Source organism: Bradyrhizobium sp. USDA 10063, assembly GCF_054063735.1.
Genome location: NZ_JBSSGP010000002.1, coordinates 5946490 through 5961880, shown reverse-complemented (window position 1 = coordinate 5961880; position 15391 = coordinate 5946490). Strand labels below are relative to the sequence as shown.

Below are 15391 nucleotides of genomic sequence, written 5' to 3'. Positions count from 1 at the left end.
ACTTGGGGAGAGATGGATTGCTTCGCTACGCTCGCAATGACGGCTGAGAGTGTTGCGCAACCTCGAGATTCGGGGTTCGCTTCCATGCGGTGCCCCGGAATGACGAGCCTCGGCGACGCTGCGGCGGCGCAACCGCGGCTGTCATACGCGGGCTTGACCCGCGTATCCATCGATCTTCGCAAGAAGCTCTTGGAGGATGGATGGCCGGGTCAGGCCCGGCCATGACGAGAGAGAACGGGGCCGCGCAACCTCACACGTCGAAGAACACGGTCTCTTTGTCGCCCTGCAGGTGGATGTCGAGCACGTAGGCCGGATTGGCCGCGCCTGCCTTGCGCCTGGCGATCAGGGTCGCGCGGCGATCGGCCGGCACCAGCGCGAGCACGGGATCGCTGGCATTGGCCGCCTCATTCTCGAAATAGATCCGGGTGTAGAGATGCAGCAGCATGCCGCGTGCGTACACGGCCAGCAAAATGTGCGGCGCCTGCGGCTTGCCGTCGGGATCGGGCACCGGCCCCGGCTTGATGGTGTCGAAGGAATAGCCGCCCTTGGCATCGGTGCCGACGCGGCCAAAGCCCTTGAACGAACTGTTCGGCAACGCGCGGGCATCCTGCGGATCGCAGAAGCGGCCCTGCGCGTCGGCCTGCCAGATCTCAAGCATGCAGTCCGGCACCGCCACGCCATCGCCGTCGAACACCGTCCCTTCGACGCGGATGCGCTCGCCGGAAACGTCAGGCGTGATCAGGTTGTTGGTGAAGGCGTCATTCCACGCGTACTCGCCATTCGGCGTCAGGCCGTATTTGAAATACGGACCGACGGTCTGCGATGGCGTGATGCCCTCCGGCCGCTGTTCGCTCACGATCTATTCTCCATCGGCGTCGCGTTCCTGCCGCGCAGGACAATGTTGAAGCGGTAGCACAGCGCCCATTCCGGCTGGGTGTTCTCGAGATCGAACGACGAGATCATCCGCGCGCGCGCCTTCTCATCCGTCACCGAGTTGAAGATCGGGTCGAACGGAAACAAGGGATCGCCCGGGAAATACATCTGCGTCACCAGGCGCGAGATGAAGGAATGGCCGAACACCGAGAAATGGATGTGGGCCGGACGCCAGGCGTTGTGGTGATTGCCCCAGGGATAGGCGCCGGGCTTGATCGTGATGAACCGGTAATAACCGCTCGCATCGCTCTGCGCGCGGCCGGCGCCGGTGAAGTTCGGATCGAGCGGCGCCGGATGCTGGTCGACGACATGGACATAGCGGCCGCAGGCATTAGCCTGCCACAACTCGACCAGCGTGTTGGGCACGCCGCGGCCATCCTCGTCGAGCACATGGCCATGCACGATGATGCGCTCGCCGAGCGGCTCGCCCTTGTGCTGGATCGTGAGGTCGTTGTCGTTCTCGCGCACGGTCTCGTGGCCATACACCGGGCCAGTCAATTCGGAGAGCGTTTGCCGGATCGGGATCAGCGGCTTCTGCGGCGAGCGCTTGACAGTCGAGCGATAGCCAGGCGACAGCCGCGGCGGATGCGCCGCGAGCGATTGCAGCGGATAGAGCAAGGTCATGACGATTTCCTCCCTGGCGCTCCTTGCCGGCGAGCCTGCCGCCAGATCATTATAGGATATAACTAACCCGGAAAAGCGCTGTTTTCGCTCTTCTATCCCCTCATCCTGAGGAGCCGCGCTTGCGCGGCGTCTCGAAGGATGAGACCCGACTGGTGGCCTCATGGTTCGAGACGGCGCTTGCGCGCCTCCTCACCATGAGGGTCAAGCACTTAGCTCAGCTTCTCGATCGCGGCGGCAACGCCCTGACCGACACCGACGCACATGGTTGCCAAGGCAAGCTTCCCGCCTCGCTTCTCCATGCCATGCACGGCCGTCAAGGCAAGCCGCGCGCCACTCATGCCAAGCGGATGGCCGAGCGCGATCGCGCCACCATGCGGGTTCACGAAATCGGCATCCTCCTTGACCCCGAGCTGGCGCAGGCAGGCTATGCCCTGCGAGGCGAAGGCCTCATTGAGTTCGATCAAATCGAAATCGGAGATCTTGAGGCCGAGCCGCTCCATCAATTTGCGCGTCGCCGGCACCGGGCCGATGCCCATGATGCGCGGCGGCACCGCGGCGGAGGCGAGCCCGAGGATGCGCGCCCGCGGCGTCAATCCGTGCCTCTTCACGGCGGCCTCTGAGGCAAGGATCATGGCGGCGGCGCCATCATTGACGCCGGAGGCGTTGCCGGCCGTCACCGTGCCGGGATTGCGCACTATCGGCTTCAGCTTGGCGAGGCCTTCCAGCGTCGTCTCCGGACGCGGATGCTCGTCCTTGTCAACGGTAATGGGACCCGCCTTGCCGCCCGGCGCGGAGACCGGCGTAATCTCCTCGGCGAAATAGCCAGACGCGATCGCCGCACCCGCGCGCTGCTGCGAGCGGATCGCGAACGCATCCTGGTCGGCGCGCGAGACCTGAAATTCCTCGGCGACATTCTCGCCGGTCTCCGGCATGGCATCGACGCCGTATTGCGCCTTCAGCAAGGGATTGATGAAGCGCCAGCCGATCGTGGTGTCGAAGATTTCGGCCGAGCGCGAGAACGCTTCCGCCGCCTTGCCCATCACGAATGGCGCTCGCGTCATCGATTCGACACCGCCAGCAATCGCGAAATCGATCTCGCCGGCGCGGATGGCGCGGCCCGCGGCGCCGACCGCGTCGAGACCGGAGGCGCAAAGCCGGTTCAGCGTCTGGCCGGGAACCGATTCCGGCATGCCCGCGAGCAGGAGCGCCATGCGCGCAACATTGCGGTTGTCCTCGCCGGCCTGGTTGGCGCAGCCGAAAAACACCTCATCCACCTGCGACCAGTCCAGATTCGGATGCTTGGCCATCAGCGCCTTGATCGGGGTGGCGGCGAGATCGTCAGCGCGTACCTTGGCGAGGGAGCCGCCGAAACGGCCGATCGGAGTCCGGACGGCATCGCAAATATAGACATCACGCATCGATTCTCTCCCTGATTGCCGCCGGTTCGGCGCTAGAGGCTTGGATTGGGGCGAGTTTTAGGAGCGGGCCGGCAGGAGGTCAATCGAGGGGAACGCGCCCCTCGGCCGCGTTGGTATGAGGTCGGCGGCGTGGAGAGGGTGGAAAACCCGTGATCGGCGGGCAAAGCGATAGGACGGGCTTGCGAAATTTTGTAGTTTCCGCCCCCTCATGACCGTCCAGCAGCCAATTCCCGTTCCATCCGAGGCCCCGAGCACGGAAGCTCCCGCGCGCGTCACGCCGATGATGGAACAGTATCTCGAGATCAAGGCCGCCAATCAGGGCCTGCTGCTGTTCTACCGGATGGGCGATTTCTACGAATTGTTCTTCGAGGATGCCGAGATCGCCTCGAAGGCGCTTGGCATCGTGCTGACCAAGCGCGGCAAGCACCAGGGGATGGATATCCCGATGTGCGGCGTGCCGGTGGAACGCGCCGAGGACTATCTGCACCGGCTGATCGCGGCCGGCCATCGCGTCGCGGTGTGCGAGCAGAGCGAGGATCCGGCGACCGCGCGCGCCCGCGGCAACAAGAGCGTGGTGAAGCGCGACGTGGTGCGGCTGGTGACGCCGGGCACGCTGACCGAAGACACGCTGCTCGATGCCCGCACCAACAATTACCTCTTGGCGATTGCGCGCGCCCGCGGCTCGTCCGGTGGCGACCGCATCGGGCTTGCATGGATCGATATTTCGACCTCAGAATTCATCGTGACGGAATGCTCGGTCGCGGAGCTTCCGGCGACGCTGGCGCGGATCAATCCGAATGAAGCCATCGTCACCGACGCGCTCTACAATGACGTCGAGTTCGGGGCGCTATTACGCGAACTGCCGGCAGTGACGCCGCTCACCCGTGATGTCTTCGACGGCGCCACCGCCGAGCGGCGCCTATGCGACTATTTCGCGGTCGCGACCATGGACGGCCTCGCCGCGATGTCGCGGCTGGAAGCAACCGCCGCCGCGGCTGCCGTCACCTATATCGACCGCACGCAGGTGGGCAAACGCCCGCCGCTGTCGCCGCCCTCGCGCGAGGCGGTCGGTACCACCATGGCGATCGACCCGGCGACGCGCGCCAATCTCGAATTGACACGCACCTTGGCCGGCGAACGCCGCGGCTCGCTGCTCGATGCGATCGATTGCACGGTGACCGCCGCCGGCTCGCGCCTGCTGGCGCAGCGGCTCGCAGCGCCGCTCACCGACAGCGCTGCGATCACGCGGCGGCTCGATGCCGTCGCAGCTTTCGTCGCGGATAGTGCCGCACGCGAGGATATCCGCAGCGTGCTGCGTGCGGCACCCGATATGTCGCGCGCATTGGCGCGGCTGTCGGTCGGTCGCGGCGGCCCGCGCGATCTCGCAGCACTCCGCGACGGCATCCTGGCCGCCGATCAGGCGCTGGTGCGGCTGGCGCAGCTCGATCAGCCGCCGGCGGAAATCGTGGCTGTGATGGAGGCGTTGCGCCGTCCGTCGCGGGATTTGGCAGGCGAATTCGAGCGCGCGCTCGCCGAGCAATTGCCGCTCATCAAGCGCGACGGCGGCTTCGTCCGCGAAGGCTATGAGGCTGCGCTGGATGAAAGCCGGAACCTGCGCGACGCCTCACGCCTCGTCGTTGCTTCGATGCAGGCGCGCTACGCCGAGGACACCGGCGTCAAGGCGCTCAAGATCCGGCACAACAATGTGCTCGGCTATTTCGTCGAGGTGACCGCGCAGCACGGCGACAAATTGATGTCCCCGCCGCTGAATGCGACCTTCATCCATCGCCAGACGCTCGCCGGCCAGGTCCGCTTCACCACATCAGAACTCGGCGAGATCGAAGCCAAGATCGCCAATGCCGGCGACCGCTCGCTCAATCTCGAGCTCGAGATCTTCGACCGGCTCTCTGCCATGGCGCTTGCCGCAAGCGACGATCTGCGCGCCGCCGCACACGCCTTCGCGCTGCTCGATGTCGCGACCGCGCTGGCAAGGCTCGCGGTCGACGAGAACTACGTGCGGCCCGAGGTCGATCATTCATTGGGCTTTGCGATCGAAGGCGGCCGCCATCCGGTCGTCGAGCAGGCCTTGAAGCGCGACGGCCAGTCGTTCATCGCCAATGCCTGCGACCTCTCGCCGGGACCGGCGCAGAAATCCGGACAGCTCTGGCTCCTCACCGGCCCCAACATGGCCGGCAAATCGACCTTCCTGCGCCAGAATGCGCTGATCGCGCTGCTGGCGCAGATCGGAAGCTATGTGCCGGCAGCGCGGGCGCGGATCGGGATCATCGATCGCCTGTTCTCTCGCGTCGGCGCGGCTGACGATCTGGCGCGGGGACGCTCGACCTTCATGGTCGAGATGGTCGAGACCGCCGCCATTCTCAACCAGGCAAGCGAGCGCTCGCTGGTGATCCTCGACGAGATCGGCCGCGGCACCGCGACCTTCGACGGCCTGTCGATCGCCTGGGCCGCGATCGAGCATCTGCACGAGAACAACCGCTGCCGCACGCTGTTCGCGACGCATTATCACGAGCTCACCGCGCTATCGGCAAAATTGCCGCGGCTGTTCAACGCCACGGTGCGAGTGAAGGAATGGCAGGGCAACGTCGTGTTCCTGCACGAGGTGCTGCCGGGTTCGGCGGACCGTTCCTACGGCATCCAGGTGGCAAAGCTCGCAGGCCTGCCGCCGGCGGTGATCAGCCGGGCAAAGTCCGTGCTGGCGAAGCTGGAGGCCCAGGACCGCGGCCAGACCGCCCGCGCCCTGGTCGATGACCTCCCGCTGTTCGCTGTCCCCTCCCGCGCCGCCGCGGAAGCCGCGCCGCCGAGCGAAGTGGAGCTTCTGGTGGAAGCAGTGAAGGCGCTGCATCCCGACGAGATGTCGCCACGCGAGGCGCTGGACGCACTCTACGCGTTGAAGGCCAAACTGCCGAAGCAGTAGACGCTGCCGTAGGTGGGCAAAGCGCAGCGTGCCCACCATCGCGAGCAAAACGTGGATGGTGGGCACGGCGCAAGTGCGCCTTTGCCCACCCTACGCGTCCTACGATCTCACCGTCATTGCGAGCGAAGCGAAGCAATCCATGCCGCCGCTTGTGGAGAAATGGATTGCTTCGTCGCTTCGCTCCTCGCAATGACGGCGCTTAATGCGCGAGCTTCCTCCGCCCATTCCACCACAGGCCGAGATTCCAGATCACGCAGGTGGCGAGCGCAAGACTCAAGCCGACTACCGAGCCAAACTGCAGCGCGGCGAGGTGCAGCACGGCGATCGCAAGCCCGAATCCCATCAGGCCCCAGGCGCCGTTGGCGATCACGGCAGCGGTCGGCGGGCCGCCGATGCGTGGATGCAGGATCAGCATCATCGAGGTGAACACCACCGGAAACAGTGCAATGATCCCGCTGACCTGCGGGCCGACCCAGCCCGAGGACGTCACCACGATCGCCACCAATGTGGCGACGAGCGAGGCGCGTAGCGGGATGTCGTACCAGCGGCGGGTGATCAGCGGCATCTTCTTCACATGGCGATAGCGCTGTAAGAGCGGCACGCAGATCGCAAAGGTGACGACGTTCACGATCAGCCCGGCGGCAAGCGTCCACTGGAACTGGCGGAAGATCGATGCGAGCGCGATCCATACCGCGACCGCTGCGGCTGTGCTGAGCAATGCATTGTGCCGCTGCGCCAGCACGACATAGGTCAATCCGAGATAGATCGTGGCCGCATTGATCGGCAGGCTTGCGAGCGCGCCCTCGGCGATGAAGGACGCATCATGGTCGAGCGCAAGGAAGACGTAGGATGGCCCCGCTGAGATCGGCAGCGTCGCCACCAGGGCGCCGATCACCGGCCCTGAACGCTCGGTGATGATGGAGGCGGTCACGACAAAGGCCGCCGTGATCGCCATGCGCAAGACCAGCGTCAGCAGGAAGATGAATTCGGGGGGCATCTAGTTGATAGGGGTAGGGAAGGCAGTTAGCCTCCCCTCCCTCCGAACCGTACGGGCGGTTTTCCCGCATACGGCTCTCCAGTCGCTGGTTTCCTCATCGTGAATGTCTCGCGTGCTCGAGTGCTGTTGCGAGGGTGAACAGTCCTTGAGCCGCGAAGAAAGCATTAGGCCATCGCTGATGGTCGGCTTTGCATCGTCCGGCCCCGGGCCGCTCGTCCTGCTTGCGCAGGACGGCGCGCAACCGCCGCCGAACGAAGCCATCAAGGCTGCGAAGCTGGAATGGCGCGGCGTGCTTGAAGTAGCCGAACCATCCCCGCAGCGCCGGGTTGAGGTCCGCGATGATCCGCATGAGGCTGTCCCCTCTGCTGCGTATCGTTTTGGCCCTCACCTTGTCCTTGATCGCTGTCAGGCTCTTCTTCCGCACGAGCCGGCGACCCGCCTCGAACCGGTAGCCGAGGAAATCGAATCCCTGTCCCGGTTGTCGGCTGTCGACGATCCGCGTCTTGTCCGGGTGCAGCGTCAGGCCGTTGGCCGCCGTCCACGTCGTGACTTCACGCAGCGCGGCCCTCGCCTCGGCTTCCGTCCGGCAGAGAACCACGAAGTCGTCGGCGTAACGCACCATCCGCCGCCCGTTCTGCTCCATCAGCAGGTCGAGCGGATGCAGATAGATGTTGGCCAGCAACGGCGAGAGGACCGCCCCTTGGGGCGTTCCCGTCGTCGGGAGCCAGCACGCCATGTCCGTCATGATCTCTTGCCGGAGAAAGCCGTCGATCAGCGTCAGGACACGCCCGTCGCTGATACTCTCGCCCACCCGTGCCATCAGCCTATCGTGCGGGATCGTATCGAAGTAGCTCTTCAGGTCGGCATCCACGACATGGGTGAAGCCTTCCTTCAGCAGCCGATCGACCTCCCGCAACGCGTCCTTGCAGCTTCGTCCCGGCCGGAAGCCGTAGCTTCCCGGCCGGAACTGGACTTCAAAGATCGGCTCGATGGTCATCTTCAGAGCCGTCTGCACGATGCGGTCCTTGACGGTCGGTATCCCGAGCGGACGGGTTTGTCCGCCGCCTTTGGGAATCTCGACCCGCTTGACCGGGCTCGGCCGATAGCTGCCGTGCTTCAGATCTTCATGAAGCTCCGTCAGATATCGCTCCGCACCCGCCGCAAACCGCGCGATGCCTTGACCATCCACGCCTGCCGCCCCCTTGTTCCGCTCGACCTTCCGCCATGCGGCTTGCAGGGTCGCAGGCCGGATGGCCTTGTCCACCAGACTGAACCACTTGCCTCCTTTGACGCCGTTACCCAGCGCCGACACCATGCGCTCCGTCCAGATCGAAGCTTCCGCCCACCACCAAGTCCGCGGTTGTCCGCCGGCGGCGTCTCCCCCTTGCTTAGCCTTGCCGGCACTGTCGGGGTTATCTTGCTTCATGCCGAACCTCGTGCATCCAGCTTCCTGCCTCCCTTCCCTCGGAACGGTTTTGCTTCCCGTCCCTCTCGCCGTCAAAACGGACTGCGGTATTATGAAGGCTCTGACTCCTGTCGCTCTCACCCCGAGCGGCAGGTCTCTCCGCTTACTCCGCCTTGCCTTCCCGACATTCCGACCTCACCCACGTTGGCTGTCCCGCGGTCGCTTTGTCAGTCGCCTCAGCGCCGAGGGTTGTTCCAGGCTTCACCTCGAACGAGCAGGCTCGCCACAGCCCTACGCCGTATCAGGTTCGTCATCCTACGGACTGTCGGTTCACCTCCGGATGCTCTCCACCCCGCCTCACGGCGACGCAGTCTCCTTCGATTACAGAGTTGCGACCAACTCCGGAACGGACTTACACCGTTCAGTCAAAGCGTCCTCACGGACGCGCTCGTCCCGTCGAAAGACGGGACCCATAACCACAGGCCTTCGTGTGGCGCGAAGGCCTTCGAACAGCGGTGTGCTAAGCAGAAGCAGCGCGGGGTATGGGTCCCGGCTCAAGGCCGGGACGACGACACATCACACCCGCTTCATCGAGACGGCGACCTGCGGGCCGTGCCTGATGGTCTGGTAGACCACGCAATAGCGCTCGGTCAGCTTCAGCAGGAGATCGAGCTTGTCCTGCGGTGCGTCGGTGTCGACCTCAAAGCGGAGACGGATCTCGGCGAAGCCGACCGGGGTCTCCTTGTCGACGCCGAGCGTGCCGCGGAAATCGAGATCGCCTTCGGCGAAGACATTGCCGTGCCGGAGCGGCACTTCGATCGCGGTCGCCACCGACTTGAGCGTCACACCGGCGCAAGCGACCAGCGCTTCGAGCAGCATGTCGCCGGAGCAGAGTTCCAGCCCGGAGCCACCGGTTGCCGGATGCAGGCCGGCAACCGCTAGCGCGCGGCCGGTTTCGACCTTGCAGGCGATGCCTTCATTCTCGATCGAGCCCTTGGCTTTCAGCGTGATGACGGCGGCGGCGGGATCAGCCTTGTAGCGTTCCTTGATCGGGGCTTGCAGCGCGCGGAGCTCGGTGGCGTCCATTGTTGTTCTCCCGGGATTTTCTGGCTTCCGGTGTACTGCCTTATCGCCTTGCTGTCACCACCACATCGCCTCGCCGGCATTCGCGGCGGCCTCGCTGTCTGGCACGTTGCGATCGAGCGAGCGGTCGAGCGCGGTGAGCACGCGGCGCTTGAAATTATCGAAATGCGGTGAGTTGCGGTCGCGCGGCCGCGCCAAATTGATCGCGATCTCCTCAAACAGCCGGCCCGGCCGCGGCCGCATCACCAGCACGCGGTCCGCCAGCACCACGGCCTCGTCGACATCGTGCGTCACCAGGATCAGCGTCGGTCTTGTGTCGGCCCAGAGGTCGAGCAGATGATCCTGCAGGTCGCGCCGGGTGAAGGCGTCGAGCGCGGAGAACGGCTCGTCGAGCAGCAGCACCTCCGGCTGCGGCACCAGCGCACGCGCGATCGCCACCCGCTGCGCCTGCCCGCCGGAAAGCTCGCGCGGCCAGGCATTGGCCTTATCAGCGAGGCCGACGCGCGCCAGCGCGCGCGCCACCTTTTCACGTCGCGCATCGGCTGGCAGGTCCGAGAGGCCGAAGCCGATATTGTCGGCGACGCTAAGCCAAGGCAGCAGCCGCGGCTCCTGGAAGATGATGCCGATCTTGGCATGCGGCGCGGTGATAGTGGCGCCATCGAGTGTCACCGCGCCTGACGTAGCGCGATCGAGCCCGGCAATGGCGCGCAGCAGCGTCGACTTGCCGCAACCGGAACCGCCGATGATCGCGACGATCTCGCCCGGCATGATCTCAGCGGAGAAGCGCGAAAGCGCATGGACCCCGTTGGGATAGGTCTTGCCGACCTTGTCGAGTGCGAGCATCAGGCCGCTCCGCGCTCGCGGCCGAAGGCGTCCCTGCCAGCGCAGGAGCGGCGCAGTGGCAAGTTCGATCAGCCAGTCGGTGGTCTTGCCGAGGATCGCGAAGATCACGATCGCGGCGACGATCTGTGCCGGCTTGCCGAGCTGCTGGCCGTCGATCAGGAGATAGCCGAGCCCCTCGGAGGCGCCCATGAACTCGGCGGCGACCACGAACATCCAGCCCAGACCAAGGCCGACGCGGAGCGCCACCACATAGGCCGGCAAGACCGCCGGCAGCAGGATGCGGCGGATCATCGCCGGGCCCGAGAGGCGGAAGATGCGGCCGACCTCGACGATCTTGCGGTCGACCGAGAGGATCGCGCCCATCACACCGAGATAGACCGGAAAGAACACGCCGACCGCAATCAGCGCCACCTTCGAGGTTTCGAAAATGCCGAGCCAAAGGATGAACAGCGGCACCCATGCAATCGAGGGGATCGCGCGCAGCGCCTGCACGGTCGGATCGAGCAGCCGCCGCGCCAGGCCCCAATAGCCGGAGACCGCGCCGAGCAGCGTGCCTGCCACGACCCCAAGGGCAAATCCCGCGGCAACGCGGGAGAGCGTCGTAGCGATGTGCCGCGACAGCTCGCCGCTTTTCGCCAGTTCCACAATCGTGGCGAAGACCTTCGTCGGCGGCGGCACCAGCCGGCCGTTGGAATAGCCGAGCCGGACCGCGAGCTCCCACCCGAGCGCGAGGGCGACCGGCAGCAACAGGCCAAGCGCGGGCCGGGCAAAACGCGATAGCCGCGCCGATGCCGCGGGGCGCGCGACGGCGGCGTCGGGTTGTTCCAGCACTGGCGCGTCAATAGTCATGGCCACGGCAAGAACCCTTTCCCGCGCCGAATTGCAAGGTGGGAGCTTCGTCGTCCCGGCCCGGGACCCATAGCCACAGGGCCCGTTGTGAGGCCGGGCCGGGGCCCCAGCTCGCGCCCCATCGAACAGTCGTGGTTATGGATCCCGGGTCGCGCTTCGCTTGCCCGGGACGACAGCTTGGCTAGTTCGTCGGCAGCGGGACCTGGTCGTCGATCAGCGAATTCAGCACGGCCTTCACGTCGACCTTGGCGTCGACCACGCCGGCCTGCTGCAGCGCGAGCCCTGCGGCGAGGATCGAATCGCGCTGCGGGGCGCCGATCCGGCTGTGGGTCAGCTCGGTGCGCTCCTTGAGCTGCTTGTCGACCACGGCCTCCGGCAGCTTGGTCACGGCAATGAAGGTCTTCTTCAGGTCGTCGTAATTCGCCAGCGAATATTTGCGGGCCTCTTCATAAACGGCGAGCACGCGGCGGACCACGTCCGGATAGTCCTTCAAAAATTGCTCACGCACATTGAGGATGCCCCAGGTGTTGGCATCCGGCTTGCGGAAGAACAGTTTTGCGCCGTCCTCGACTTCCGCCTGCGCCATCATCGGGTCGAGGCCGGCCCACGCGTCGACATCGCCGCGGATCAGCGCGGTCTTGCCGTCGGCGTGCTGGAGCAGCACCGGCGTGATGTCCTTCTCCGTGAGGCCGGCATCGAGCAGCGCGCGCACCAGGAAGATGTGCGGGTCGGTGCCGCGGGTCACCGCGACGCGCTTGCCCTTGAGGTCGGCGACCGAGGCGATCTTGGAATCCTTGCCCGTGACCAGCGCGGTCCATTCGGGACGCGAATAGACATAGATCGACTTGATCGGGTTGCCGTTGATCTTGGCGACCAGCGCGGCAGACCCCGCCGTCGAGCCGAAATCGATCGAGCCCGCATTGAGGAATTCGAGCGCCTTGTTGGAGCCGGCGGATTGCACCCAGACGATGCTGATGCCGTCCTTGGCGAACTCTTTTTCCAGGAGCCCCTTCTGCTTCAGGACCAGCGAGACCGGATTGTAGGTCGCCCAATCGATACGTATCTCCTTGAGCGGCTCCGCCGCGAAACTTGCCGCGGGCGCGAGCACTAAACCTGCAATCATTGCAGCCACAGCGCGCCGTGAAATCCGGACCATCCTCAGCCTCCAGGTCTTGGGAAAAATCTTGGGAAAACGTCATTTTATCTCAATGAGTTAGGCCAGAAGGTCAATGAGAAAATCCGCACCCTGAAGGCGGCAACGCGAGAATGACTTTGCCCAAATCAAGTGGAATTCAGCACAGAGTGATCGCGGGTCCACAATGTCCCGTGACAGCGCAGGCGCCGTCCTTTATCGGGATAGACCATGGATAGTGTCGTGGCCACACCCCGCCCGGAAGTGGATGAGCGTTTCGATACCGCGCGGATCACCGCCGCGGTCGATGCACTCGCCGAGAAGCACGCGGGGCGCGAGGACCAATTCCGCTCGGCCATGGCGCAACTGCTCAAGGCGGAACTGATCGCGGCACGCGCCACGGCGCAGGCCGTGCTGCTCAGGGACCGCCACGGCAGGCGCTGCGCGGAGCGGCTCTGCTTCGTGCAGGACGAGATCATCCGCATCCTCTATGCGGCGGCAACCAAGCATCTCTATCACTCGCCGATCCCCTCCGGCGAGGAGCGCATGGCGGTCGTCGCCACCGGCGGTTACGGCCGCGGCCTGATGGCGCCGGAGTCCGACATCGATCTGTTGTTCATCCTGCCCTACAAGCAGACCGCCTGGGGCGAACAGGTCGCCGAAGCGATCCTTTACTGCCTGTGGGACATGGGACTGAAGGTCGGCCACGCCACGCGCTCGGTTGATGAATCGATCCGCCAGGCGCGTGGCGACATGACGATCCGCACCGCGATCCTGGAAACGCGGTTCCTGACCGGCGACCGGCCACTCTACGACGAACTGGTCGACCGTTTCGACAAGGACGTCGTGCAGGGCACCGCGGCCGAATTCGTCACCGCAAAGCTCGCCGAACGCGAGGAGCGGCACCGCCGCGCCGGACAGTCCCGCTATCTGGTCGAACCCAACGTCAAAGACGGCAAGGGCGGCCTGCGCGACCTGCACACGCTGTTCTGGATCGCAAAATACGTCTACCGCGTGCGCGAAACCGACGAGCTGCTGGAGCGCGGCGTGTTCGATGCGCAGGAATACCGCACCTTCCGCCGCTGCGCCGATTTCCTGTGGTCGGTGCGCTGCAATATCCATTTCTTCGCCGGCCGCGCCGAGGAGCGGCTGTCCTTCGACGTCCAGCGCGAGATCGCGATCAGGCTCGGCTACACCTCGCATCCCGGCATGCAGGACGTCGAGCGCTTCATGAAGCACTACTTCCTGATCGCCAAAGACGTCGGCGACCTCACCGCGATCCTGTGCGCCAAGCTGGAAGAGGAACAGAAGAAGCCGGCGCCGGTGCTGAGCCGCGTGGTGGCGCGCTTGCGGCCGGGCGGCACCAAGCGGCGCGTGCCCGAGAGCGACGACTTCATCGTCGACAACAACCGCATTAACCTGGCCGCGTCCGACGTCTTCAAGCACGATCCGGTCAACCTGATCCGCATCTTCCGCCTGGCGCAGAAGAACAACCTCGCCTTCCATCCCGATGCGATGCGCACGGTGACGCGCTCGCTGAAGCTCGTGAACACGCAGCTTCGCGAAGATGCGGAAGCCAACCGGCTGTTCATGGAGATCCTGACCTCGGACAATGCCGAGATCGTGCTGCGGCGAATGAACGAGACCGGCGTGCTCGGTCACTTCATCCGCGCCTTCGGCAAGATCGTGTCGATGATGCAGTTCAACATGTATCACCACTATACGGTGGACGAGCATCTGATCCGCTGCATCGGCTTCCTGCAGGAGATCGAGCGCGGCGGCAATGACGAGTTCATCGTCGCCAGCGATCTGTTCCGCAAGATCCGCCCCGAGCATCGTCCGGTGCTCTATATCGCGACCCTTTTGCACGACATCGCCAAGGGCCGGCCCGAGGATCATTCGATCGCCGGCGCGAAGGTGGCGCGGCGGCTATGCCCGCGGCTCGGTTTCAGCAACGCCGACACCGAACTCGTCGCATGGCTGATCGAGGATCATCTGACGATGTCGACGGTCGCGCAGTCACGCGACCTCTCCGACCGCAAGACCATCGAGAATTTCGCCGCCGTCGTGCAATCGGTCGAGCAGATGAAACTGCTGACGATCCTCACCACGGCCGACATCCGCGGCGTCGGCCCCGGCGTCTGGAACGGCTGGAAGGCGCAGCTCTTGCGCACGCTCTATTACGAGACCGAGCCGGTCCTGACCGGCGGCTTCTCGGAAGTGAACCGCGCCCGCCGCATCGCGATGGCGCAGGCCGAATTCCGCACCGCGTTCACCGAGTGGCCGGAGGCGGAGCTCAACGCCTATATCGAGCGGCATTATCCGGCGTACTGGCTCAAGGTCGAACTGCCGCGCAAGATCCGCCAGGCGCGCTTCATCCGCGCCAGCGAGCAGGCCGGCCACAAGCTCGCGATCAATGTCGGATTCGACGAAGCGCGCGGCGTCACCGAACTGACGATCTGGGCGACCGACCATCCCTGGCTGCTCTCGATCATCGCCGGCGCCTGCGCTTCGGCGGGCGCCAATATCGTCGACGCCCAGATCTACACCACGACCGACGGGCGCGCGCTCGATACCATAGCGATTTCCCGCGAATATGACCGCGACGAGGATGAAGGCCGGCGCGCCACCCGGATCGGCGAGATGATCGAGGATGTACTCGAAGGCAAATTGCGCCTGCCCGAGGCGATGGCGCGCCGCGCCGTCCATCGCAGCAGCGGCAGCAAGGTCAAGGCGTTCACTGTGGAGCCCGAGGTCACGATCAACAACCAGTGGTCGGACCGCTACACCGTGATCGAGGTGTCCGGCCTCGATCGGCCCGGCCTGCTCTACCAGCTCACCACCGCGATCTCGAAGCTCAACCTCAACATCGCCTCCGCCCATGTCGCGACCTTCGGCGAGCGCGCCCGCGACGTGTTCTACGTCACCGACCTCCTGGGCGCGCAGATCAATGCGCCGACCCGGCAGGCCGCGATCAAGAGCGCATTGCTGCACCTGCTTGCCGATGAAACCGCAGCCGCCCAGCCGGCAGCCTAGTTCCACTGCCGGGAATTAAGGCTTCCTTCGTATTTCCACTGAGCCAAGGGTTGCCGCATCTGCGCCCCTGCCTTACGTAATAGATGATATCATCTATTCGGGCCGCCCCCATCCCAGCCCTCCCCCGCAAGCGGGA

General features: G+C 65.1%; 10 protein-coding genes and 1 pseudogene. 2 read left to right on the top strand and 9 right to left on the bottom strand.

The features are described 5' to 3' along the window. Window positions 1-250: 250 nt before the first annotated feature. The 3 genes from pcaG to pcaF form a co-directional block, all read right to left on the bottom strand. The gene (gene pcaG / locus ACVJGD_RS30335; RefSeq protein WP_456637667.1) at window positions 251-856 is read right to left on the bottom strand and encodes a protocatechuate 3,4-dioxygenase subunit alpha; all 606 of its coding nucleotides are present in this window, start codon (window positions 854-856) and stop codon (window positions 251-253) included. Then, window positions 853-1557: a protocatechuate 3,4-dioxygenase subunit beta gene (gene pcaH, locus ACVJGD_RS30330; RefSeq protein WP_456637666.1), complete on the bottom strand. Its 705-nt coding sequence runs from the start codon at window positions 1555-1557 to the stop codon at window positions 853-855. The genes pcaG and pcaH overlap by 4 nt, the downstream gene beginning before the upstream one ends. Before the next feature lie 209 nt (window positions 1558-1766). Then, window positions 1767-2975 (bottom strand): 3-oxoadipyl-CoA thiolase, encoded by a 1209-nt coding sequence (gene pcaF, locus ACVJGD_RS30325; RefSeq protein WP_456637665.1) that lies wholly within the window; start codon window positions 2973-2975, stop codon window positions 1767-1769. Window positions 2976-3183: 208 nt separating this feature from the next. Here pcaF and mutS point away from each other — a divergent pair, with 208 nt between their 5' ends. Next, the gene (gene mutS / locus ACVJGD_RS30320) at window positions 3184-5910 is read left to right on the top strand and encodes a DNA mismatch repair protein MutS (RefSeq protein WP_456637664.1); all 2727 of its coding nucleotides are present in this window, start codon (window positions 3184-3186) and stop codon (window positions 5908-5910) included. A gap of 199 nt (window positions 5911-6109) precedes the next feature. Here mutS and ACVJGD_RS30315 read toward each other — a convergent pair whose 3' ends face one another. The 6 genes and pseudogenes from ACVJGD_RS30315 to ACVJGD_RS30290 form a co-directional block, all read right to left on the bottom strand. Further along, a complete protein-coding gene (locus ACVJGD_RS30315) occupies window positions 6110-6907 on the bottom strand; it encodes a hypothetical protein (protein WP_456637663.1) in 798 nt (265 codons plus the stop codon). A gap of 94 nt (window positions 6908-7001) precedes the next feature. Beyond that, on the bottom strand, window positions 7002-8333 hold the full coding sequence (ltrA, locus tag ACVJGD_RS30310; protein WP_456637662.1) for a group II intron reverse transcriptase/maturase: 1332 nt from the start codon (window positions 8331-8333) through the stop codon (window positions 7002-7004). A gap of 555 nt (window positions 8334-8888) precedes the next feature. Further along, window positions 8889-9398 (bottom strand): OsmC family protein, encoded by a 510-nt coding sequence (locus tag ACVJGD_RS30305; protein WP_456637661.1) that lies wholly within the window; start codon window positions 9396-9398, stop codon window positions 8889-8891. Window positions 9399-9452: 54 nt separating this feature from the next. Next, a complete protein-coding gene (locus ACVJGD_RS30300) occupies window positions 9453-10238 on the bottom strand; it encodes an ABC transporter ATP-binding protein (protein WP_456637660.1) in 786 nt (261 codons plus the stop codon). Further along, window positions 10238-11087, bottom strand: a pseudogene (locus ACVJGD_RS30295) (ABC transporter permease). The gene ACVJGD_RS30300 and the pseudogene ACVJGD_RS30295 overlap by 1 nt, the downstream one beginning before the upstream one ends. A 181-nt stretch (window positions 11088-11268) precedes the next feature. Then, window positions 11269-12243 carry an aliphatic sulfonate ABC transporter substrate-binding protein gene (locus ACVJGD_RS30290; RefSeq protein ID WP_456637659.1) on the bottom strand — a complete coding sequence of 325 codons (975 nt, stop codon included), beginning with the start codon at window positions 12241-12243 and terminating at the stop codon, window positions 11269-11271. A gap of 207 nt (window positions 12244-12450) precedes the next feature. On the opposite strand from ACVJGD_RS30290, the gene ACVJGD_RS30285 reads away from it, so the two are divergent. Continuing rightward, window positions 12451-15255: a [protein-PII] uridylyltransferase gene (locus ACVJGD_RS30285; protein WP_456637658.1), complete on the top strand. Its 2805-nt coding sequence runs from the start codon at window positions 12451-12453 to the stop codon at window positions 15253-15255. The last annotated feature ends 136 nt before the right edge of the window (window positions 15256-15391 follow it).

Excerpts from the sequence above, each read along its gene's own strand:
- ltrA (WP_456637662.1), bottom strand. The coding sequence starts at position 8,333 with ATGAAGCAAGATAACCCCGACAGTGCCGGCAAGGCTAAGCAAGGGGGA.
- ACVJGD_RS30315 (WP_456637663.1), bottom strand. The coding sequence starts at position 6,907 with ATGCCCCCCGAATTCATCTTCCTGCTGACGCTGGTCTTGCGCATGGCG.
- mutS (WP_456637664.1), top strand. The coding sequence starts at position 3,184 with ATGACCGTCCAGCAGCCAATTCCCGTTCCATCCGAGGCCCCGAGCACG.
- ACVJGD_RS30285 (WP_456637658.1), top strand. The coding sequence starts at position 12,451 with ATGGATAGTGTCGTGGCCACACCCCGCCCGGAAGTGGATGAGCGTTTC.
- pcaF (WP_456637665.1), bottom strand. The coding sequence starts at position 2,975 with ATGCGTGATGTCTATATTTGCGATGCCGTCCGGACTCCGATCGGCCGT.
- pcaH (WP_456637666.1), bottom strand. The coding sequence starts at position 1,557 with ATGACCTTGCTCTATCCGCTGCAATCGCTCGCGGCGCATCCGCCGCGG.
- ACVJGD_RS30300 (WP_456637660.1), bottom strand. The coding sequence starts at position 10,238 with ATGCTCGCACTCGACAAGGTCGGCAAGACCTATCCCAACGGGGTCCAT.
- ACVJGD_RS30305 (WP_456637661.1), bottom strand. The coding sequence starts at position 9,398 with ATGGACGCCACCGAGCTCCGCGCGCTGCAAGCCCCGATCAAGGAACGC.
- ACVJGD_RS30290 (WP_456637659.1), bottom strand. The coding sequence starts at position 12,243 with ATGGTCCGGATTTCACGGCGCGCTGTGGCTGCAATGATTGCAGGTTTA.